Annotated in this window: 20 protein-coding genes and 1 rRNA gene; 4 read left to right on the top strand and 17 right to left on the bottom strand. The window is 53.8% G+C overall.

Features of this window, described 5'->3' with window-relative positions:
• Position 1: 1 nt before the first annotated feature.
• The 13 genes from G462_RS0116785 to G462_RS0116725 all read right to left on the bottom strand — a co-directional run bounded on the left by G462_RS0116785 (position 2) and on the right by G462_RS0116725 (position 12,622).
• Entirely contained in the window at positions 2-1,243 is a 1,242-nt protein-coding gene (locus G462_RS0116785; protein ID WP_026960021.1) for a tetratricopeptide repeat protein, read from the bottom strand.
• Positions 1,240-2,139, bottom strand: coding sequence for an ExeA family protein (locus G462_RS0116780; protein WP_026960020.1), 900 nt, complete (start codon positions 2,137-2,139; stop codon positions 1,240-1,242). Before G462_RS0116780 ends, G462_RS0116785 begins: the two co-directional genes overlap by 4 nt.
• 6 nt (positions 2,140-2,145) lie before the next feature.
• Positions 2,146-3,825 (bottom strand): pilus (MSHA type) biogenesis protein MshL, encoded by a 1,680-nt coding sequence (gene mshL, locus G462_RS0116775; protein WP_035478114.1) that lies wholly within the window; start codon positions 3,823-3,825, stop codon positions 2,146-2,148.
• A complete protein-coding gene (locus G462_RS23145) occupies positions 3,822-4,157 on the bottom strand; it encodes a hypothetical protein (protein ID WP_157378656.1) in 336 nt (111 codons plus the stop codon). Before G462_RS23145 ends, mshL begins: the two co-directional genes overlap by 4 nt.
• Positions 4,150-4,794, bottom strand: a complete 645-nt coding sequence (gene gspM, locus G462_RS0116765; protein WP_026960018.1) for a type II secretion system protein GspM — start codon at positions 4,792-4,794, stop codon at positions 4,150-4,152. The genes G462_RS23145 and gspM overlap by 8 nt, the downstream gene beginning before the upstream one ends.
• A complete protein-coding gene (locus G462_RS0116760) occupies positions 4,791-5,387 on the bottom strand; it encodes a hypothetical protein (protein WP_026960017.1) in 597 nt (198 codons plus the stop codon). The genes gspM and G462_RS0116760 overlap by 4 nt, the downstream gene beginning before the upstream one ends.
• A complete protein-coding gene (locus G462_RS23140; protein WP_051326814.1) occupies positions 5,384-6,271 on the bottom strand; it encodes a hypothetical protein in 888 nt (295 codons plus the stop codon). The genes G462_RS0116760 and G462_RS23140 overlap by 4 nt, the downstream gene beginning before the upstream one ends.
• A gap of 102 nt (positions 6,272-6,373) precedes the next feature.
• On the bottom strand, positions 6,374-8,266 hold the full coding sequence (locus G462_RS0116750) for an EAL domain-containing protein (RefSeq protein ID WP_026960016.1): 1,893 nt from the start codon (positions 8,264-8,266) through the stop codon (positions 6,374-6,376).
• Positions 8,267-8,387: 121 nt separating this feature from the next.
• Positions 8,388-8,882 carry an acetolactate synthase small subunit gene (gene ilvN, locus G462_RS0116745; protein ID WP_026960015.1) on the bottom strand — a complete coding sequence of 165 codons (495 nt, stop codon included), beginning with the start codon at positions 8,880-8,882 and terminating at the stop codon, positions 8,388-8,390.
• Positions 8,882-10,597, bottom strand: coding sequence for an acetolactate synthase 3 large subunit (locus tag G462_RS0116740; protein ID WP_026960014.1), 1,716 nt, complete (start codon positions 10,595-10,597; stop codon positions 8,882-8,884). The genes ilvN and G462_RS0116740 overlap by 1 nt, the downstream gene beginning before the upstream one ends.
• Positions 10,598-10,838: 241 nt before the next feature.
• Positions 10,839-10,985: a hypothetical protein gene (locus G462_RS24690; protein ID WP_169720182.1), complete on the bottom strand. Its 147-nt coding sequence runs from the start codon at positions 10,983-10,985 to the stop codon at positions 10,839-10,841.
• A 24-nt stretch (positions 10,986-11,009) separates the two neighbouring features.
• The gene (locus G462_RS0116730; protein WP_026960013.1) at positions 11,010-12,116 is read right to left on the bottom strand and encodes an MJ1255/VC2487 family glycosyltransferase; all 1,107 of its coding nucleotides are present in this window, start codon (positions 12,114-12,116) and stop codon (positions 11,010-11,012) included.
• Positions 12,117-12,133: 17 nt separating this feature from the next.
• Positions 12,134-12,622 carry a phosphatase PAP2 family protein gene (locus G462_RS0116725; RefSeq protein ID WP_035478108.1) on the bottom strand — a complete coding sequence of 163 codons (489 nt, stop codon included), beginning with the start codon at positions 12,620-12,622 and terminating at the stop codon, positions 12,134-12,136.
• 226 nt (positions 12,623-12,848) lie between these two features.
• On the opposite strand from G462_RS0116725, the gene leuA reads away from it, so the two are divergent.
• Positions 12,849-14,423, top strand: a complete 1,575-nt coding sequence (gene leuA / locus G462_RS0116720) for a 2-isopropylmalate synthase (RefSeq protein ID WP_026960011.1) — start codon at positions 12,849-12,851, stop codon at positions 14,421-14,423.
• On the top strand, positions 14,424-15,395 hold the full coding sequence (locus G462_RS0116715; RefSeq protein WP_026960010.1) for a hypothetical protein: 972 nt from the start codon (positions 14,424-14,426) through the stop codon (positions 15,393-15,395).
• Here the strand turns inward: G462_RS0116715 and G462_RS0116710 are convergent.
• Together G462_RS0116710 and G462_RS0116705 are read right to left on the bottom strand one after the other, a co-directional pair.
• Positions 15,392-15,661, bottom strand: coding sequence for a PilZ domain-containing protein (locus G462_RS0116710; RefSeq protein WP_026960009.1), 270 nt, complete (start codon positions 15,659-15,661; stop codon positions 15,392-15,394). The two genes, G462_RS0116715 and G462_RS0116710, sit on opposite strands and share 4 nt — an antisense overlap.
• 20 nt (positions 15,662-15,681) lie before the next feature.
• A complete protein-coding gene (locus G462_RS0116705; protein WP_026960008.1) occupies positions 15,682-17,067 on the bottom strand; it encodes a PhoH family protein in 1,386 nt (461 codons plus the stop codon).
• Between the two features lie 309 nt (positions 17,068-17,376).
• Here G462_RS0116705 and G462_RS0116700 point away from each other — a divergent pair, with 309 nt between their 5' ends.
• Positions 17,377-18,225 (top strand): AEC family transporter, encoded by an 849-nt coding sequence (locus G462_RS0116700; protein WP_169720181.1) that lies wholly within the window; start codon positions 17,377-17,379, stop codon positions 18,223-18,225.
• A 2-nt stretch (positions 18,226-18,227) separates the two neighbouring features.
• Here G462_RS0116700 and G462_RS0116695 read toward each other — a convergent pair whose 3' ends face one another.
• Complete coding sequence (locus G462_RS0116695) at positions 18,228-18,983, bottom strand: PilZ domain-containing protein (RefSeq protein ID WP_026960006.1); 756 nt, start codon at positions 18,981-18,983, stop codon at positions 18,228-18,230.
• A 201-nt stretch (positions 18,984-19,184) separates the two neighbouring features.
• Between G462_RS0116695 and G462_RS25145 the strand changes: the two genes are divergently transcribed.
• Positions 19,185-19,640, top strand: a complete 456-nt coding sequence (locus G462_RS25145; RefSeq protein WP_051326812.1) for a GNAT family N-acetyltransferase — start codon at positions 19,185-19,187, stop codon at positions 19,638-19,640.
• A 505-nt stretch (positions 19,641-20,145) separates the two neighbouring features.
• On the opposite strand, the gene rrf is transcribed toward G462_RS25145, so the two are convergent.
• Positions 20,146-20,261, bottom strand: a 5S ribosomal RNA gene (gene rrf / locus G462_RS0116685).
• Positions 20,262-20,295: the final 34 nt, after the last annotated feature.

The raw sequence follows: 20,295 nt of genomic DNA, 5'->3' as shown, positions 1-20,295 counted from the left end.
GCTATTGCTCCAACTGTCGAATTCGTTGTTCTACAAACTGTCGCGAGTTCTCCGACAGTTGCCCTAGCAAGCTGGCTTGCTGATAGGCTCGGTGGGCTTCGAGGTACTGACCGAGATGGTCGTTGGCCAGCGCATAACCAAACCACCAGCGCGCGCGATCTGGCTCATACTGCACCAGCTGACGATAACTGCTCAGCGCATCTTGCTGGTAGCCCAGCTGCTGGGCCAGCGCTGCTTTGGTGGCAAAGAAGTCGACATTGCCGGGCACCATTGGCTCATGGCCGTTGAGGTAGAACCACGCCTGCTGGGTGTTTTGCTGCTGAATAAAAATCCGCGCCAACAACAGGCGGAACGGCACATGTTGGGAATCCAACTCGAGGCCCTGCTCTAACAGGCTAATCGCTTGCGCTTCACGGCGGCGACCATACTCCAGCGCTGCCAGCTGCTCACGGGCGCTGTGCTGGGACGGGTCGAGGCGCAATACCGTGGAGAACTCCTCGCGGGCTTGCTCGGTATCGTTTTTCTCCATCGCCTTAAAGGCCCGCTTAAGGTGCAGCTCGACCCGCTGCTCACGGCTCAGCTCTAGAGGGATAACCTCCATATGCGACTCGCCGGTGTGGGCTTCAAGCGCAGTAGCCTTTGGTTCCGCGGGGTCTTGGCCAGATTCGGCAAGCTCAGCGCTTGGTTCTGGCTCGGCCTCGGGGACGCTCTTGATGGCTGGCTCGACTTGCTGCTCGACTTGCTGCTCGACAATCGCTTGCTCTGCTTGCGGCTCAAATTGCGGCTCTGGGGCTGGTTCTGGCGAGGGCTCGGATAGCGGCTCAGCCTCTGGTAGCGCGGTGGTTTTCACTTCAGCGGAAGGCTCAGGCAGCGCGGCTTCATCCGCTGGCGTAGCCTCTGTTTCAACGAGCTGGGGCGTAGTTTCGGGCTCTATCTCGGACTCGGCCGAGTTGCTGGCCTGTGCAGGCACCTCGGTTTTAGCAGCGTCAGCCTGAAGGGGTTGTGCCTGGTTAGTGACGGGTGCTGGCTCAGTCACATCCACAGCGCTATATGGCATATCCACCTGCTTGAACACTGGCCAAAGCAGCCAACCAGCTGCCACCAACGATATCAGCATAACCAACACCACCAAGCCCATGACCCATGGCGGCCGCTTGGCGGTTTGCACTAGCGGTGACATGGCTTGATTCTCGCTTTGCTGGCGCTGCTCTAAATCGTTGAGCATTTTGTTGATCACGCTCATCGCAGCACTCCCATGGCCAGCGCCGATGCCACTGCGGCAGCGCCGCAAAGTAAGCTTAGCGGGAGCAGTACGCTGCGCGGCGGCAGCGTGGCGTCTTCGGTGTCAGAGATCGCCTGCTTAATCATTTTTACCGAGATAACCTTCTGCCCTTCGCCAAAGCAAAGCATCAATGCCTTATGCGCCAACACATTGATCAAGCGCGGGATCCCACGGCTGGCTTTGGTCAGCACCGCTAAAGATCGGGCGGTAAAGATCGCCCCGCCGCGATACCCCGCCACATGCAGGCGGTGCTGCAAGTAGCTAACCACCTCGTCACGATTAAGCGGGCGCAGGCTGTAGGAAAAGGTGATCCGCTGGCGCAGTTGGCGCAGCTGCTCTTTGGCCAGCCGCTGGTCAAGCTCCGGCTGACCGAATAATACGATTTGGATAAGCTTACGTTGCTCGGTTTCCAGATTGCCCAGCAGGCGAATTGCCTCGAGGCTCTCATCGCTTAAGGCTTGGGCCTCATCAATCAGCAACACCACCGGGCGGCCTTCACTGACTAGCGCGATCAGACGCCGATGCAGTTGGTCGAGCAAGGTATGAGGGTTGTCTTCGGCGGCCAACTCTAGCCCCAGCTCCATGGCAATCGCGTGATAAAGCTGCAAGGGTGAGAGGGTAGGATTAGGCAGGTAAGCGAAGCGATAGCTCTGTTCCAGATCCACCAGCAACTTGCGGCAGAGAAGGGTTTTTCCAGTGCCCACCTCGCCACTAACCTTGATAAAGCCTTCACCTTCTGACAGGGCAACCTGCAGCACATCGTTAGCTTCCTGATGCGGCTGCAAGCCCTGATAAAACCCAGTGTTGGGTGTTAAACCAAAGGGCGGGTGCTGCAAGCCAAAATAGTCGAGATACATCGCCACTTACGGCTCCGGATACCAAGTGTTTAGCAGGTCACGCGAGCGTTCCAGCTCTTGCTGCCAAGTGTCTTGCTTGACCACGGTAGGCTTGAGCAAAATAATCAGTTCGGTCTTCTCGCTGGTAATGGCCTTACTGGTAAACAGCTCGCCAATCACCGGCAAAGAGCCGATAAAGGGTACCCGAGATATCAGCTCTTGTTGGCTATTTCGCATTAAGCCGCCAATCACCACCACGTCACCTGAGTCGGCGCGAATAACAGTATCTGATTCGCGGATATCACTCTGTGCCAGTGGCAGGTCAAGATCATCGCCATCGGTGCCAAAGCTGATGGTCTTGCGTTGCTCGGAAACATCGGTGACCGACGGATGAACATGCAGTAGCACCGAATCGTTGGCATCAATCTGTGGGGTAACATCCAGCGCAATCCCAGAGAAGAACGGAGTCAGCTGCACGCTTGGCGTGGTCGTGGTACTGGTACCCGATACGGTGGTGGTTGACACATCAGTCACAAAGTACTCATCCGTGCCCACCTTAATGACCGCTTTTTGGTTGTTGGAAGCAGTAATTCGCGGGCTAGACAGAACATTCACGTCCCCTTGGGTTTCCAGCAAGCTCACAACTGCGGTGAAATCCCCCCGCGAAATGGTAAGGGCTCCGCCCCCACCAACGATCTGGGAAATCTCATTGCCCACAACCGGTGTTGTGCCAAGTACGCTGCCGGACTCACCCCTGCCACTCTCAGAGTTAACTAAATCACCAACACTCCAACTCACACCTTGTTGATAATCATCACTTAGCACCACTTCAATGATCTTCGCTTCAAGGATGACCTGACGCTGCAACTGCTGCTCTGAGCGTTGCAGAAAATCACGAATAATCCGGATTTCATCAGGGTAAGCGCGCACCGTCACCAAACCTGCCTGCGGGCTGACCACAACCATCCGCCCTTCTGTGGTCTGGGCAGAGGCGCTACTGTCACGGCTGGTACTCGCCCCAATCATCCCCCGTAGTGTATTTTCCAGTTCGACCCAGTAATGCGTCTTAGTGGATGACTCAATCTCTGAGCCATTAAAGCTATCACTGCTGCTCGTGCTGGATGACGATGATGATGAAGACGAATCAGAACTGCTGCTGTAACTGCTGTCGCTGGTATTATCGGTGATCCCACCCGAGTTTACTCGGGTGCGGGTGAAGCCATTGCGCTCCAACATCAGGTAATTCAGCGGAATAGTCTCGATGCGCATTCCAGCCGGATAGATATGCAAAATACGGCCACGGCGCTGTACATCGTAGCCATAGATGTCGCGCACCACGTCTAGCGCTTCTTCTAGGGTGACTTCTTTAAGCTTTAGGGTAATACGCCCTTCTACCCCGGGGTGAACCGCGATATTCAAGCTGGAGCCTTTCACCAACGCAGTGAAAAAGCTCTTCGCTTCCACATTGCGGGCATTCACATCGAAGCGTCGCTCCACCTGCAGCAGGTCAGCCTGGCCGACCGCCAGCTCTGGCATCAGCTCCGCCTGAATCTCAGCGCTTAACGGAGGCGGTGCAATCGAGGCGGTCGATTGTTGCTGCGCTTCGTCCAACGCCTGCTTAGCCGACACCGGATCGGGCCGGGAGGTCGACTGACATCCGGCCATCACCGTGCAGCAGATCACTAGCAGCATCCAATTTCTTATCATTGCTCATTACCCTTTGGCGCCGTCTCGATAACTGACACCCTATCCAATCGAAGTCTGTATTGTTGGCTGTTGAACAGCACCACCACGGCGTCTGCTTCCACCCGCTGGAGTCGATAACCATTGCGCGTCTCGCCCAGTGCGAGGTACTGCTGATTGAGGATCGCCCCCGCTTGCTCGCCGACGAACACCGCCTGCAAGCTAGGCAGGCTTTGCTGCTCAGAACTCGCAGCCGCCACCGTTCTGGCCCCTGGCGGCCGGGTGGGATCGTTTAGCGGATTGGCGTTCACCATCCCTGTTATCAGCAAGCTGATAAATAACCAGCAATTACGCACCAATGAAGTTCCTCGCTGTGCTTAAGGTGTAAATCTCAATCATCACCTTCGCCTGTGGATGCTGCTCTACTTGATAGTCGATCAGCATCCATAAAAAACCTTGCTGTAAGTCTTCTACCTTGCGCAGGTAGCCCAGCAAGGAGAAGTAGTCGCTTTCCAGCTCAATGCGTATCCCATGGCGATAAAAGTTCGGCTCGCCCGGTTTAGCCTCCAGCTCATTTAGCAGCGGCGTAGGAGCCAAAGACTGCATACTGAGCAGGCTCACCCCGGGGCTTTGTTTTAACAGCTGCTCCAGCACTGCAGCCATCTTGGACACGGGGATCAGACCTGATTGCTTCTCGGCCAACTGCTCATCGATAAGCTTGATATCGCTTTGCAAGGCCATCAATTGCTCTGAGAGCTTCTGGTTTGGGTCCTCGCGCAAACGCAGTTGCAGGGCACTCATCGCCTGCTCATTAGTTTGGTACTGCTGCTGCAGTTGAGCCAGTTGCCGCTCAATCGCTTGGTTGTCCTTTTGCACCACTTCAATCCAGAAGGTGTACATCGGCAAGGCAATCAGCACCAAGCCGACGATGGCAATCAGCACCTTTTCGCGAATGCTGAGGCTGGAGTAGCGCTCTTGTAACTGCTCGATCATTGCGCCCCCTGCGGTGTTGGCAAAGTACCGTGCAACTCAAAGCGCAGATAAGGCTCTTCGCGATACAGCTGCATCGCGGCAAAACCTTGCTGAGACAGTGCAGGATAGTCAGCAAACTGATTCACCCAACGTGGCACCAGCTCGCTGTCTTGGGCAAAGCCCAGTAAGGACATGCGGCCATCGTTGATAGTGATTTGACTGAGCCATAGCTGTTGCTGGGAGATGGTCGCCAAGGCTTGAAACGCCTCGGAGAAGCCACCACTGGCGTAGTTGTTCCCCTGCAGCCGCTGGCTGAGTAGGCGCTTGACCCGCAGCTCTTCTTGGCCGGCTTCTACCAGCTGTTGCAGGCGCGGGTCCAGGGTACGACTGTTTATCGCCTGATTGAGCTGATTAATGTTTTGCTGGGAAGAGTCGACCCGCTGCTGCTGCACATCTCTTTCAGCCGCCAGCTGACGGCCTTCTTGCATCTCCAGATAACCCCAGCCAACCATAGCCACCAGCAATAGCAACCAAATCGCTAGCACCTGCTTGAGCGATAGACGCTCCGGCTGAGGATGAAACTCCGGCGTATAGAGATTGACTCTTAGCTTCATGGCAGCACCTCGCTTTGCAAGGCGCCCAGTAGCGGCAGATGATCGAACTGCTCGGGTTCGCTGATATGGGCGTGCTCTAGTAGCGACACCTTGGCACTGAGGTTGGCTTGCAACAGCTCCACAATGTGATCGCCAAAACGGGTGGGCAGCGATAGGTGGATCTGGCTAACATCCGGCTGTTTCAGCGAGGCGGTAATAAAATCGATGGAGCGCTGCAGCTCAAGGCTTAAGCTGTCAAAGTAGTCTTGGCTGAACTCTATTTCCTGCAGTTGTGCAATGCGAGAGAAGGCCCGCAGGTGACGACTGAAAAAGATCTGTCCGTCTTTCAGTACCAGCAGCTCAAGCTCAGAGCCTGTCACTTGCCACACCAGCATCAGACAATGCTCAGAAGGGGCCTCGGCGCTGGCCACTGCTAGCGATTCAGTGGTAATGCCGGTTAGTGCCCAACCGTTATGCTGGAAGCAATCCACCAAACGCTGAATTAATGGTCGACGCACACAGACCACGTTCAGCTTGGCACCACCCATCGGCGGAGTAGGCGCATCGTAGTAGTCCACTACCAAGTCAGTCACCGATTCAGCCACCATGTCCTTAATCGCCCAAGGCACGGCGCTGGCTAGCTCCTCATCAGGCACACTCGGCTTTTCTACCTGTAGTTGCTGATAGAGCTGGCTACTGAGGATAACGACTATCTCTGATTGCCGCTCCAAACGCACCTCTTTGGCCAACGCTTCGATGGCGCTAGCCCACTCATCTTGGGAGTTAACGGCTTGCTCAAACAGGCGATCAGGTTTATGACTGGTAATGATCTGTACCAGCTGAGGACGGATATAGACACTCGCACGAGTTGTACCGGTTTTCCTCTTCCCGAAAGGTAATTTCATTCTAGTTCGCTAACTCCATGCGCAATTACCTTTAGTTATAACGGGTTGCGGGCAATAAATCACTGAAATGCTAGATATTATCATTGTATTCTTAGAACAAGCTCACGCCTCAGTAAAGGCTTCCGGCCGACCGAACCAATGGCCCTGCGCAGATTTGATACCTAAGCGCTGCAGCACCCGCCACTCCTCGTTGCGCTCAACCCCGGTAGCGATGACTTCGGTGCGCTCGGCGCAGCTGGCCATCAGCGAGCCGACTGCCAGGCGATTGACATGGCGCAGATGAATATCGCGGACCAAGCTGGGATGGAGTTTAAGGTAGACCAGCGATAGCTCACTCAGGTACTGGGTGCTCAGCACCTGCTGGCCAGCTTTATCCACCGCCAGCTGTAAACCTTTGCGATTGAGCGCCTTGAGTCGCAGCATTTGCGCATCATCTAAAGCTGCCAACTCGTTTTCGCGGAACTCGATCACCAATCGCGCGACCTGCTTGGCCGGCGCGGAAAACAGCCACTGAACCAGCATCTTCATCACCGGGGTTTGCAGCACCAGCTCAACCCCTAGGTTGATTGCCAGTATCTGCTTGTGCTTGGCCGCCGCTGTAAGGGCAAACTTGAGCGTCTCTATATCGAAGGCCTCAACCAGACCACTGCGCTTAGCCCAAGGCATAAACACCCCGGCGTTGATCTCTGCCCCCTGCATATTGCGGATGCGGATCAGTAGCTCGCGGTGGTGGATCTGGCCATCTTGATCGAACACAGGCTGCGCCTGATAGTGCAGCTGTTTATGCTCCAGTGCGTATTGCAAGGTGGTACGCCAACGCACCGAGCCTTTGCCGGTAAGCTCGGAGTTAAGCTCCCGCTCTTCCACATACCAGCCATTGCTGCCCTGCATCTGGGCAACCCGCACCGCATCCTCGGCCTGCTCAACCACCAGCTGGGCATTATCACCGTATTGATAGCCTGCGATGCCGATGTAGAAGAAGTCCTCCGCTTCACACAGCGGTGGCAAGGTGATCCGCTCAAAGTCACGCAAGATAACGTGAGCCAAGTCTTCGGCGTCATTTTGAGTCGACAGTGGCAGCAACAAAGCAAACTCATCGCCGCTGTAGCGCGACAAGCTGATCTCGCCATTGCGCGCGGTAGCTTTTTGCAGCAGCTCAGCGCACTGTTTAAGCAAGGCATCGCCTTCACTGCGGGCATATTGGTAGTTGATGTCGTCCATGCCCTTGAGATACACAACCAGTACCGCACCGGTGTGGGCATCGGCATCGCCAATCTCCGCTTCCAACTGATTGAGGAAGTGGGTGCGATTACTCAGTTTGGTCAGCTCATCGATAAAGGCATTTTGGCGGATCATCCGGTCAAAGCGGCTGCGCTCCTGACGGGCCTCTTTGAGATCGCTAATCATCTGATCGAGCGCCTTGCTGGCAGCGCCGGGCCACTCTTTGGAGCGACCGCGTTCCAAGCGCCCTAGCAGAATCCGATTACCACGCGCCTCGAGCAGTTCGGCCCCGCGCAATAGACGCTTGGACCAATAGAACACCCCCAGCAAGCCACCAATGATCACCACTAAGCCGCCCAGCATCGCAATAATGGCGCTTGGCTCGTAGCTGAGCCGCTTCAGTGGGCTTTCCACCCATACCTGCACCATAAACTCCGGATGCTGCAGCAGAGGGTACTGGTAGTGGGTAAGCTGTTCGGTGTTACCGGTGAACTTTAGCTCGCGAAAGGTATAGATACTGCCGCCACGGTTGGAGACATCGAGTACCTGAATATTGTGAGCGCGCAGCCAGCTTGGCAGCCACTGGGCGAACTCCGGGGTTTCCGGCTGCACCCCCAGTTGGTTATCGATCAGGCTGACAACGGATTCAAACTGATGCTTTTGCTGGTTAATCGCCAGCTGACGAAAGGTGATGACCCCGCCACTAATGGTCAGTAGCAAGGCAACCAATACACAGGCAACCGTAAACAAAACGATCTGTCTCGAGAAGGTCAAGCGGGCTCCCTGTGTTGTAGCTGCTGGTTATTATTTCCACGATAGCAAAAGCGCTATAAATGAAAAAGGCCGGAATCTCCGGCCTTTAGCTTAGTTTACCACAATCTAATGATGAATTGCGCTACTGACGAAGTGCGCGCTCACCCCGCCCCATGCCACACACACCACTGCGCACCACTTCCACGATCTCGGTGGATTGTGACAACGTGCTAATGCAGGCATCCAGCTTAGCGCTGTCGCCGCTGAGCTGCATCACGTAAAGGCTTGGGGTGACATCAACGATCTGGCCACGGAAGATATCGCAGGTGCGGATCACTTCCTCACGGGCACTACCGCTGGCGCGGACCTTAACCAGCATGATCTCGCGTTCCACGAAATCCGCCTCGGTCAGCTCTTGCACCTTGAGCACGTCCACCAACTTATTCAGTTGCTTGGTGATCTGCTCGGTGATTCGCTCATCGCCAAAGCTGGTGATGGTCATCCGCGACAGCGTTGGATCCTCGGTGGTCGCTACCGTCAACGACTCGATGTTAAACCCGCGTTGGGAAAACAGGCCGGTAACCCGAGACAAGGCGCCAGCTTCGTTCTCTAACAGTACTGAAATAATGCGCCTCATTAGGTTCTCTCCGTTTTGCTTAACCACATGTCCTTCATCGATTCGGTCTTAATCTGCATGGGGTACACATGCTCTTCCGGATCCACCATGATGTCCATGAACACCACTCTGTCTTTGATGCTGATGGCCCGCTGCATCGCTTCTTCAAGCTCGCTCGGGTGATCCACCTTGATGCCAACATGGCCATAGGCCTCTGCCAGCTTCACAAAGTCTGGCACCGACTCCATGTAGGAGTGTGACTGTCGGCCACCGTAGAACATCTTCTGCCACTGCTTCACCATGCCCAATGAGCGGTTGTTCAGTGACACAATCACCACCGGGATACCGTATTGCAAACAGGTGGACAGCTCTTGAATATTCATCTGAATAGAGCCATCACCGGTTACGCAGACGACCGTTGCATCAGGGTGCGCCAGTTTCACGCCCATCGCCGCTGGGAAGCCAAAGCCCATGGTGCCGAGACCACCGGAGTTAATCCAGCGACGCGGTTTATCGAAGGGGTAGTAAAGCGCAGCGAACATCTGGTGTTGGCCAACATCCGATGCCACATAGGCATCGCCATCAGTCGCTTTGTACAGGCTCTCAATCACCTGCTGTGGCTTAATCTGCTCGCCGGTTTGATAGCTCAAACAGTTGCGGCCACGCCACTCTGCGATGCTCTGCCACCAGGCGTCGATGGCGTCGGCATCGTTACCCGCGCCAATCTCTTCAATGCACTCATGCATTTGGTTTAGAACCAGTTCTACCGAGCCCACGATGGGGATATCAGCAACCACCGTCTTCGAGATAGAGGTAGGGTCGATATCGATATGCATGATGGTGGCATTCGGACAGAACTTGGCAACGTTGTTCGTTACCCGGTCGTCGAAGCGCGCACCAACAGCGAAGATAAGGTCGCTGTTATGCATACTCATATTGGCTTCGTAGGTGCCGTGCATCCCGAGCATACCGAGGAAGTTTTTATCGGTAGACGGATACGCGCCCAAGCCCATCAGGGTTGAGGTCACTGGCAGGTTAAAGCGATTGGCCAGCTGCATGATCTGCTCGCCGGCGTCGGCGATGATGGCACCACCACCGATGTACAATACCGGGCGTTTCGCTTCAGCCAGCGCTTTCACTGCACGCTTGATCTGACCTTTGTGGCCAGTCAGACGAGGGTTGTAAGAGCGCATGCTGACGGATTTCGGGTATTCATAGGGAAATTTCAGCAGCGGGTTTTGCACATCTTTAGGCAGGTCGATGACCACCGGGCCGGGACGACCGGTCGCGGCTATGTGATAGGCCTTCTTAATCGCCTCAGGAATGTCTTCTGCCTTCTTGACCAAGAAACTGTGTTTAACCACCGGACGAGAGACACCGATCATATCGGTCTCCTGAAACGCGTCCTGGCCAATCAACGAGGTTGGGACCTGGCCAGATAGGACAACGAGGGGGATCGAGTCCATGTAAGCGGTGGCAATACCAGTAATGGTGTTGGTAGCGCCTGGTCCCGAGGTGACCAAGACCGTACCGACTTCACCAGTGGCGCGAGCATAACCATCCGCCATGTGGACGGCAGCTTGCTCGTGACGGACCAAGATGTGTTCAATATCGCTACTGTCGAACAGCGCGTCGTAGATATCTAATACAGAACCGCCAGGGTAACCAAAGATATGTTTTACTCCCTGGTCCTGTAAGCTGCGGACAACCATTTCGGCGCCGGATAACTTCTCCATGTGTTCAGCCTCCAGGCTTTATTATTTATTGCATGTTGTGTTGTAGACCAAGGGGGGCTTGGCCTGAGGGTTGTGACCCTTGCGCCCAGCTTAACTTTTATACTACCCAAACGTCTATGCTTTTATCTTTGGTCAGGGCTTTATGCTGAGCATGTCTAAAAAACAGCCAGCCTAGAACATAAAAAACCGAGAGCAGTGGCTGCTCTCGGTTAGTAATGGGTCGATTTTGGGCTGTTAGCGTTTATTCGTCTTCGTCAGACAGCCAAATCTGCTGCTCTGGGTCGTCATCTTCGCTGAGCGACACGCTGATTCCCATGTCATTGAGTTCTTTCAATGTCAGGTTATCTGCGATATCCATGGCTTCGCCATCTTCATTGTAAAAACGCATTTGCATCCTCCATGCAAGGTGGTTTTAGCTAGTCAGCCTAATTTTAGACAATGCCGTGGATTCTGCCTCAACACCGCTCTCAATATCGTTAATCACTAGCTGGGTAGCCGATGGATAGCTGACCTGTTGCCATAGCTGCTGGCTCAGCAACTCGGTGTCTTGCCAGGTGCCATCTTTAATCCGATTGGCCAAGAACGCCGACACATCCGGGAAGATCACCGGTTCTGCTTGGTCTTGCTGCAGCCAGGCGTCAACCGTGAAAGGCTCCAAGCTTTGCAGTACCGAGGCCAAGCCCAAGCTTTGCAAAGTGTAGGCATTGGTCACCTGTTCAAACTGGCCATGCAGTGGCTTGACCAATAGCTTCTTACCGGCGGCCATCGCTTCCGAGGGCAGCTCGAAGCCGGCATTACAGAACACCCCACTGCAGCCAGCCAGCGCCTTCAAGAACCCGCGGCGGTCTATCGGGTGCAGCATCACGTTGTCTGACTGTTCCTTATTCTTAATAGCGGGGTGGAAGCACTTAAACTGGTAGCGACTGAAACGCTGCAACAAGAAGATCACTTCTTGTAGCTCTTCAAAGGGCAGGTAAACCAGAATCGAACCATCGCTGGTCACCTGTTCCATCGGCTCGATGATCGGCGGCAAGATCTCTTGCTGGAAGTGATACCAATGTACTCCCAAGGCATGTTGGCAAGGCGCATAGTGATGGGCCAATAGTCGGTTGAAAGTCCCCATGTCACGAGTAGGAATATTTTGGGTAAACGCCGCTTGATGCGACACCGAGACACTCGGCAGGCCGTGGCGTTTAGCGGCCCAAGCGGTGAGTGGCTCAAAGTCGTTGATCAGCATTTCATAACGGTCGAGGTTGAGCTTACCCATATCGCGCCAAGCTTGTCCTAGTGACAGCTCTCGAGCCGTCTTCAGGCGGTCAATCTTGCCGTTGCTGTGGTAGAAGGTGATCCCTTTGTACTGTTTGTAATCGCCAAACTCCGGTACATCGGGGCGCTCGCCCACCCGTCCGGACATGATCACATCAACCTTGATGCCAGCGTTACGCAACGCCTTACACATTAGGCGCGCCCGGGTGATGTGCCCATTCCCGGTTCCTTGTACACCGTAGAGTACTCGCATTCCTTGGTATTCCTTGATTAAAGCAAACAGTAAACGACCATCAGGCCAAGGCTGGCGCCCGCCACAACATCGCTAATAAAGTGGACCCCGAGCAGCACTCGAGAACAGGCGATCAAGATCGCCCAAGTAAAGGCCAACGCGCTCCATGCCGGGAAGACATGGGCAATGCAGCTCGCCATCACAAAGGCGCCTGCACTGTGGCCGGAGGGGAAGCTGAACTTATCGCTGGGACGGATAAACACCGGCAGCGATTGTGGGCGGTTACGGCGAAACACCTGCTTGAGCAACACGTAGCTGGCCAGCTCAATGGCATAGGCAGGAAGCGCTAACGACAGGAACGCTTGGGCTTGCTCGGTAAAGCCAATCAATACGGCCAGCACCACGTACAGGTAGCCATCGCCCGAGTGCGACACCACCCGCGCGACCTTTGCCACCTGATGGTTAAAGCGGTGGCTCAAGCAATGTGTTGAAATGGCATAGTCCCAGCGAGTTAACAACTGCAACATAGACACGTTCCTTTATCTTTGTTCTTCAGACTAAATTTCACTTAAGGGCGTTGCCCGCAGATGACAGTAGTGCGACAAATTGATGACAAAGTAGACGTTCTGCGAAACAGTTCAATCGACTGAACTTGAGCTGAATGGCGCTAAGCAGGTAGCATGAGCTACTTCGATTTCAGCATTGAATGCTGCCCGCGACCTAGCCGCGCGGTTCAATGGACAAGGATCTAATATGTCTGAGCGTGTATTTATATTCGACACAACCCTACGCGATGGTGAGCAAGCGCTGGCTGCCAGCCTAACCGTGAAAGAGAAACTGCAAATCGCATTGGCGCTGGAGCGCCTCGGTGTCGACATCATGGAAGTGGGCTTTCCCATCTCCTCCCCAGGCGACTTTGAGTCGGTGCAAGCCATTGCGCGGCAGATTAAAAACTCGCGGGTGTGTGCCCTGTCGCGCGCCCTGAAGAAAGATATCGATGTGGCCGCAGAGGCGCTTAAAGTAGCCGAAGCGTTTCGTATTCATACCTTTATCTCCACCTCCACGGTACATGTGGAGAGCAAGCTACGCCGCTCCTTCGACGACGTACTGGAGATGGCGGTCGGCGCAGTTAAGCACGCGCGCAACTACACCGATGACGTAGAGTTTTCCTGTGAAGATGCCGGCCGCACCCCCATCGACAACCTCTGTCGCATGGTAGAAGCGGCGATTCGCGCAGGTGCAAGTACCATTAATATTCCCGATACCGTGGGCTATACGGTGCCGAGCGAGTTTGGTGGGATCATCGGTACCTTGTTTGAGCAAGTACCGAATATCGACCAAGCAGTGATCTCGGTGCACTGCCACGACGACCTCGGACTGTCGGTAGCCAACTCGATTGCCGCGGTTGAACAAGGAGCGCGCCAGATCGAATGTACCGTGAACGGCATCGGCGAGCGCGCCGGTAACTGTTCGCTGGAAGAGGTGGCGATGATCCTCAACACCCGCAGCCAGTATCTCAACAAACTCAGCACCAACATCAACGCCAAAGAGATCTCTCGCACCAGCCAGTTGGTCAGTCAGCTGTGTAACATGCCGATCCAAGCCAACAAAGCGATTGTCGGTAGCAATGCCTTCTCCCACTCCTCGGGGATCCACCAAGATGGCATGCTGAAAAACCAAAACACCTACGAGATCATGACGCCAGAGAGTATTGGCCTTAACAAAAACACGCTAAATCTGACCTCTCGCTCGGGCCGCCACGTGATCAAGCACCGCATGGAAGAGCTGGGCTATAACGACAAAGACTACGATCTCGATGAGCTGTACGCTGAGTTTCTCAAGCTCGCGGATCGCAAAGGGCAGGTATTTGATTACGACCTTGAGGCGCTGGTGTTCTTCAACAACCTGCAGAGCGAGCCCGACCATTTCACCCTCGAGTATCTATCGGCGCAAAGCGGCTCAGACGTAGTATCTACCGCTACCGTACAACTGCGCGCGGGCGAGGAGGTGATGCTGGAAGCTGGCACCGGCAACGGCCCTATCGATGCGGCATACCGCTGCTTGCGTAAACTAACCGGCTACGACATCAAGATCGATGATTACACCATCGAGGCAGCAGGTGGCGGCAGCAACGCGGCGAAAAAAGCCGATATTAAAGATGCGCTGGGCAAGGCCAATATCGTGGCCAACTATCAAGGACGCCGCTACCACGGCATGGGTCTGGCCACCGACATCGTGCAGGCCTCGGCCTTAGCTTTTGTACATGTGCTCAACCATATCTACCGGGCAGAGCAAGTCGCCAAGCAAAAACAGCAAAACGAGGGCTAAATGGCTAGCACCTCTCGGTTAAAAACAGGCTTACTGTTGATAGCGGCCTCGCTGCTATCAACACCCCATGCTGAGCAGCTACGTTTTGAACGTAAGGGGCAGCAGTACAGCTACCAATGGCGCGATGGACAGCGCAGCCTGCAAAGCTTGAGCTTTAGTTTGGGAGACTACCCAAGGGAGCTCACCCGCTATCAGGCCTACCGGCATGAGCATTGGCAGCAGTATCTAATGGATGCGCTGCGCGCCTGGCTGGCACAGCAAGCACCCGAGCAGCTGCTTCAGTTTACTCTCAGTGATGTGTCGGTAAGCTATAGTCTGCGCGGGCCAGCTATGGATGCAGAGGCAAAGCAAGCGTTGCTCGCCGAACTACGCCTGCAGCAAGCGAGCATACGCCAAGCCTATTTCCAGCAGTATCATTATCAATGGCTACAGCTGCATGGCGGCATTAGCGGAATCACCCCATCTCATCAGCAGCTCGCCGAACTCAGTTCGCCCCACCTCCAAGCGCTGGCGGATGCCACCTTGGGGGAAGGAGAAAACGCACTAGAGATGCGCCAGCATATCGCTTTGATGTTGAGCTTCGTTCAAGCCATCCCCTACAACCAGTTGCAATCGGCCGACGGTAAGCGCGGAAAGGGATACCAGACCCCGATTCAGGTGATTCGCAACAATCAGGGGGATTGTGACAGCAAGAGCACCCTGCTGGCAGCAGTGATCCGCCAGGCTTACCCACGGATCGCGGTGGCCATGGTGTATCTCAACGACCATGCGCTACTAGCAGTAGATATCGGCCCAAAGGCGGGCGATGAAACTATCGATGTGTCCGGCAGGCCGATGGTGCTCATCGAGCCAACCGGGCCCGCCCAACTTCCAATAGGCAGAGTGGGAAGCGGCACGAGGCAGAAGATAGGTTCCGGCCAGTACACAACCGTATTGCTGGACTGGCCGGTAATCAGGCAGGACGAACCTTAGCTCACCGATTCAAAAGATAAAGCGTACTCATTGCCATCGACTCGGACCACAGTAGCATCGGCGCGCAGCGGAGGAACGCCTTCACCACGCAAAGCCACTGAAACCTTATCGCCTTCGGCGAGTTTGAGCGTCGACAAGGCAATCGCCATTCCCGTCGCACTTAAGTCACGACACAGGCCATAGGCCTGCTCGCTGCCCTTCGTTACTTGCACCTCAGCATCGATCATCATCCGCTGGAAGGTACGCTTGTCAATGTCTCGAATCATATCGCCCTTCTATTTACCTTCTATAGTCGTTCTTCAGCAAACGAAGCCAAACGGCTTCGAACCACACCATTGAGGTAGATGTTCGCACTACCCTCAAAATCCTTGAATCGCTCAACGATATAGGTCAGCCCGGAGGTCACAGCGGTCAGGTAGTTGCTGTCGATCTGGGCCAAGTTTCCACAACATACCAGCTTGGTTCCCTCACCACATCTGGTAATGATTGTTTTCAGCTGGGAAGCCGTCAAATTTTGACACTCGTCCAGAAAAACAAAGGCGTTCTGGATGCTGCGTCCACGCATAAAGTTGACCGACTTAAACTGTATGTTGGCTTTGTCCATAATGTAGTTCATTGAGCCAGCCATCGACTCGTCGTGTTTGTGCAGCACCTCTAAGGTGTCGGTGATCGCCGCCAACCATGGCGCCATTTTCTCTTCTTCAGTGCCGGGTAGGAAGCCGATGGACTCTGCAATATCTGGCGTGTTACGCGTTACCAAGATTTTATCGTAGATCCCCTTCTCAACCACTAGTTCCAGCGCACAGGCCATCGCCAGCAAGGTTTTACCGGAGCCTGCTGGGCCTGTTAGGATCACCAAATCGATGTTGGGATCGAGCAAGGCATCAAAGGCCATTCCCTGATAGATGTTCTTCGGGTGCACACCCCAAGCATGCTTGGCCATCAGTCGCTCGTAGCCTAAATCGAGTAACTCAACCTTATCTTTCTCAATCTTAGACACCCGCGCTGCAAAGCTTTCGGTATCATCGATAACGTATTGATTTACATAGCTTGGCCCAATGATGTCGGCGTCAACGCTATGATAGGTATCGCGCCCAGAGGTGGTACTGTCACAGTCTTTGACTCGCCCCCAGAAGCTGCCTTCTAGTTCGTTAAAACCTTTGGCTAGCAGTCGGATATCGTCAATCAACTGATCGGTTCGGTAATCTTCAACCTTGTTTAAACCGGCACCTTTGGCTTTAAGGCGCATATTGATGTCTTTGGTAACCAGCACCACTTCACGGGGCTGCTTGCTATCTTGCAAGAACAACGCGGCATTGATGATGCGGTTATCTGGCTCATCATCGGTAAAACTTTGAACATTTTTGTCGAGCGAATGGTCTTGAAAGATCGAGACCTTACCGCTGGCCTGATTATCGGCTTCGTTCTTCAGCTCAACCCCACTGACAATCTCTTCCGGTGATGCGGTGGCAAATACATCTTCGAGGGCCCTGATGGCGATGCGTGCATCTCGACTGACATCCTTTTGCCGATCCTTGATCCGATCAAGTTCTTCCAACACTGTCATGGGGATAACAACGTCGTGTTCTTGAAATGAGTAGATGGCGAGGGGTTCGTGCAGCAGAACGTTGGTATCGAGGATGAACAGTTTACTGGCAGATTTTTCTTCCATATTGGCCCTCCAAAGCGGGAATCCGTGCAAGCATTTTTGTAAACCTTCAACTTCAGGCTAATTCATCACCAAGGGCTTTACAATGGTGCCAGCTCACAGCCACAGCTAAGCGCTGCTTTTTTACCCGATGAGCGTTTACTGGGTTATTCCTTCGCAAACAACCGCGAAACTTTGCGTAAGCTCACAAAAAAACAGTACTATTCCTCTATCACTTACCTGCTTACTACCGCCGTGCAAAACCTGTTATTCGCACTTTCGATCACCGCTCCTATTGTTCTTATGCTGTCTTTGGGTATCGCGCTACGGCAATTGGGCAGACTCGATCAAAGCTTTATCAAGTCGGGTAATGATCTGGTGTTTCGCATCTGCTTGCCGTCGATGCTGTTTCTTAGCACTGCATCCACTCACTTGAGCGAGAGTTTTGACCGTCAGCTGATCGGTTTTGGTATTGCGCTAACCTTGGGCTCTATCGCGCTGCTGAGCTTTGTAGGGAGACGTTGGTTGCGTAAAGGCCGCCTGCGCGTATTTGTACAAGGCGCTTTTCGTGGAAACCTTGGGATTATTGGTGTGGCGATGGTGGTTAACGCCTACGGCGAAAGCGTGCTGCCAAAAGTTGGAGTGTTCTTTGCCGTGCTTACCCTGCTGTATAATGTCGCCGCGATTGTAGTGCTCGGCGGGGGGCAAGGTCGAGGGCTCGTTGTTAGCCTTGCTAAGAATCCACTGGTGAAAGCCATCTTTGCTGGCAGCATTTGGTCGATGCTGTCTCTACCCGTCCCAGAGGTGATGCACACCACCCTTAGCTACCTAAGTGATATCACGCTACCCCTAGCGCTAATCTGTATTGGTGCGGGCCTGCAATGGCGTAGCTTCCAAAGCAATCTAGTCCCAGTCGCCTGGGCCAGCGCCTACAAATTGGTGCTTCTGCCGGCCTCCGCTGTCATTATCGGCCTGCTGATGCATTTTGAAGGCCAAGACATCGGGATATTGTTCATGATGATGGCTTCACCTAGCGCGGCAGCCAGCTATGTAATGGCCGATCAAATGACCGACCAAGGGGCGATGGCTGGTGAGATTGTCGCGATGACCACCTTGGCTAGTGCGATAACAACCAGCATCGGCCTGTATGTGTTGGCCTCTTTAAATGTACTCGGGCTTTAGAGCTAGCCGGACTCGGCTTCTGATTGAGCGCGGCGAATAAAGCTCAGCTTGGTGCCTTTAAAGGTCAACTGGGCTAACAGTTGTTTCGCTTGCGCCGCGCCTTCACTGTCCAGCTGAATGCCATATTGTTGTTGGCCACGTACTCGCTGCTGGTTCTTAATAAGACCGCTTAGCTTGTACTGAACCTGGGTATAGGCGTGGCTCACCATCAGCGAGATGTTCTCATCTATCGCTAGTACCGGTGCAATACCGCCATAGCTAATACGACAGCCGTTAGCCGAGAGATCCTGAACCCTCACCTCCACCTGGCGATCCGCCACTTTTATGTAACCCAAGGCTTCAAAGTTATAACGCACTTCATCGCGTAAACTGCAGACCTGTGCTTGCTGTGGCATTGGCAAAACAAACAGACCCAGAGGCTGGGTAAGCACATGGCTGATACGGCTCTTGAAGCGCACCATCATCCCTTCACCTTGGCCGCAGGTCGCGGTAACAACCACCCAGACTTGCTGTAAGAAGAACTCTTCGAGGTCTTTCTTGGTCACCTCAGGAAGTGAGAAATAAAGTTGATTGAGTTGATCGTTGGAGCCAATAAACACGGTGGTGGTTTTCATCCGCTGGCCAATCGCAGTGACTAGCTCAATGGTGACTTCCATACCATGGTGTAGATGTTCGATAGCCGCTAACCCAGTTTTTGTTTCGGTACGCTCTTTTAAAAGCTGTTGTCGTTTCTGATATTGAGAGGACACGATTTCCATTCTTAGATATTTTTTTGATTATTTAATCTAAGCAGGTGATGTATTGCAACTGGTATCTGTTGAAGATGAAAATAACATCATTATCAGCAAAGCCAACTCTGGTTCCCCTTAGTGAGCAGTTCAAGCAAAAGATCGCACTCCATTTCCTTTGCTAACCCTCCGCTATAAAATTGTAAGACCTAGATAATTCTTCTGTTACTGATGTCGCGACTACCAACACCGAGTGCAGCCCTTGAAGAGCTCAGCCGTGAGCAGCTCGCCTTGGTAAAGCCGCTCTACCAACAATTCTACAAATCCGCCGTCCCTAGACGCGATGAGCGCGTGTTCATTGCACGTAACGATCATAGAGCCATCATCGCCGCCGCTAAGCTTAGAGCTATCGATGGCAAATACTGGCTATTGAGTGGGGTAGTGGTAGCGCCAGCATTCCGTCAACAAGGAGTTGCAAGTCTGCTGATATCTCACGTGCTACAACATGTTGAGGAAGGAGCTTGTTACTGCTTTTGTCACCCTCAGCTCGCAGCGCTGTACATTGAGCTTGGGTGTGAGATCCGAGATGAACTCCCCAACCCGGTACTATCCAGATTTAATGCATACAGACGTAGTAAGCGTGATTTGGTAGCGCTGGAGTTTCGCTGTAAATTGAAAGCTTACTGAGACGAAGTCTTAGGGGGTTCTGCTCTTAGCTGTTTTACGGATTTAGTAACTGTCGCTTCAAGAATCAGTATTTTTAGTCGCCGCGAAGCCTTTCACATGGGGGTGGAGCAGGGGTTTCGAGAAGCAACGCTTCGAGCCTGCGGAGCGCGGGCAGCTGTGCTGCTCGCTGGACAATCAGCTACGAGTAAACTCTCCGCGTTCACATGACACAAACCGCTGGTTTGCCAAAAACGTCATGTTCACCCCCACCCAGTGGGCTGGTGAGGAGGTCAGTCACTAAGAATTGTGTTTAAGGATAAATCAGTGCGCGTGGTGAGTAGGAGCCAACACCAGAGGCGGCATCGAAGCCTGGCGTTCGGCGCGCTGCGCCTCACCTACTTACACATGGGGTTTGTTGCGCCAAAGGCGCGCTTTCTACCTGCTTCCCCATGCCAAAGCCGGTCAGTTTAGTGTGCGAGGAATGCAAAAAGGCCCCGCTCGTTAGAGCAGGGCCTTCTTATTGGGTGCCTGGCAGTGACCTACTTTCACATGGGGAAGCCCCACACTATCATCGGCGCAGTTGCGTTTCACTTCTGAGTTCGGCATGGAGTCAGGTGGTTCCACAACGCTATTGCCACCAGGCAAAAAACGGTGTCTTTAAGCAATTCGGATAAGT

Origin of the sequence: Aliagarivorans taiwanensis DSM 22990 (assembly GCF_000429505.1) — a bacterium.
Taxonomy (GTDB): domain Bacteria; phylum Pseudomonadota; class Gammaproteobacteria; order Enterobacterales; family Celerinatantimonadaceae; genus Aliagarivorans; species Aliagarivorans taiwanensis.
The sequence above is the reverse complement of the archived record's forward strand: the minus strand, read 5'-3'. Positions and strand labels throughout refer to the sequence as shown.

Bases quoted from the DNA above. Each gene is read 5' to 3' on its own strand.
- G462_RS0116785 (WP_026960021.1), bottom strand. From the start codon at position 1,243: ATGAGCGTGATCAACAAAATGCTCAACGATTTAGAGCAGCGCCAGCAA.
- G462_RS0116780 (WP_026960020.1), bottom strand. From the start codon at position 2,139: ATGTATCTCGACTATTTTGGCTTGCAGCACCCGCCCTTTGGTTTAACA.
- mshL (WP_035478114.1), bottom strand. From the start codon at position 3,825: ATGATAAGAAATTGGATGCTGCTAGTGATCTGCTGCACGGTGATGGCC.
- gspM (WP_026960018.1), bottom strand. From the start codon at position 4,794: ATGATCGAGCAGTTACAAGAGCGCTACTCCAGCCTCAGCATTCGCGAA.
- G462_RS0116760 (WP_026960017.1), bottom strand. From the start codon at position 5,387: ATGAAGCTAAGAGTCAATCTCTATACGCCGGAGTTTCATCCTCAGCCG.
- G462_RS23140 (WP_051326814.1), bottom strand. From the start codon at position 6,271: ATGAAATTACCTTTCGGGAAGAGGAAAACCGGTACAACTCGTGCGAGT.
- ilvN (WP_026960015.1), bottom strand. From the start codon at position 8,882: ATGAGGCGCATTATTTCAGTACTGTTAGAGAACGAAGCTGGCGCCTTG.
- G462_RS0116740 (WP_026960014.1), bottom strand. From the start codon at position 10,597: ATGGAGAAGTTATCCGGCGCCGAAATGGTTGTCCGCAGCTTACAGGAC.
- G462_RS24690 (WP_169720182.1), bottom strand. From the start codon at position 10,985: ATGCGTTTTTACAATGAAGATGGCGAAGCCATGGATATCGCAGATAAC.
- G462_RS0116730 (WP_026960013.1), bottom strand. From the start codon at position 12,116: ATGCGAGTACTCTACGGTGTACAAGGAACCGGGAATGGGCACATCACC.
- G462_RS0116725 (WP_035478108.1), bottom strand. From the start codon at position 12,622: ATGTTGCAGTTGTTAACTCGCTGGGACTATGCCATTTCAACACATTGC.
- leuA (WP_026960011.1), top strand. From the start codon at position 12,849: ATGTCTGAGCGTGTATTTATATTCGACACAACCCTACGCGATGGTGAG.
- G462_RS0116715 (WP_026960010.1), top strand. From the start codon at position 14,424: ATGGCTAGCACCTCTCGGTTAAAAACAGGCTTACTGTTGATAGCGGCC.
- G462_RS0116710 (WP_026960009.1), bottom strand. From the start codon at position 15,661: ATGATTCGAGACATTGACAAGCGTACCTTCCAGCGGATGATGATCGAT.
- G462_RS0116705 (WP_026960008.1), bottom strand. From the start codon at position 17,067: ATGGAAGAAAAATCTGCCAGTAAACTGTTCATCCTCGATACCAACGTT.
- G462_RS0116695 (WP_026960006.1), bottom strand. From the start codon at position 18,983: ATGGAAATCGTGTCCTCTCAATATCAGAAACGACAACAGCTTTTAAAA.
- G462_RS25145 (WP_051326812.1), top strand. From the start codon at position 19,185: ATGTCGCGACTACCAACACCGAGTGCAGCCCTTGAAGAGCTCAGCCGT.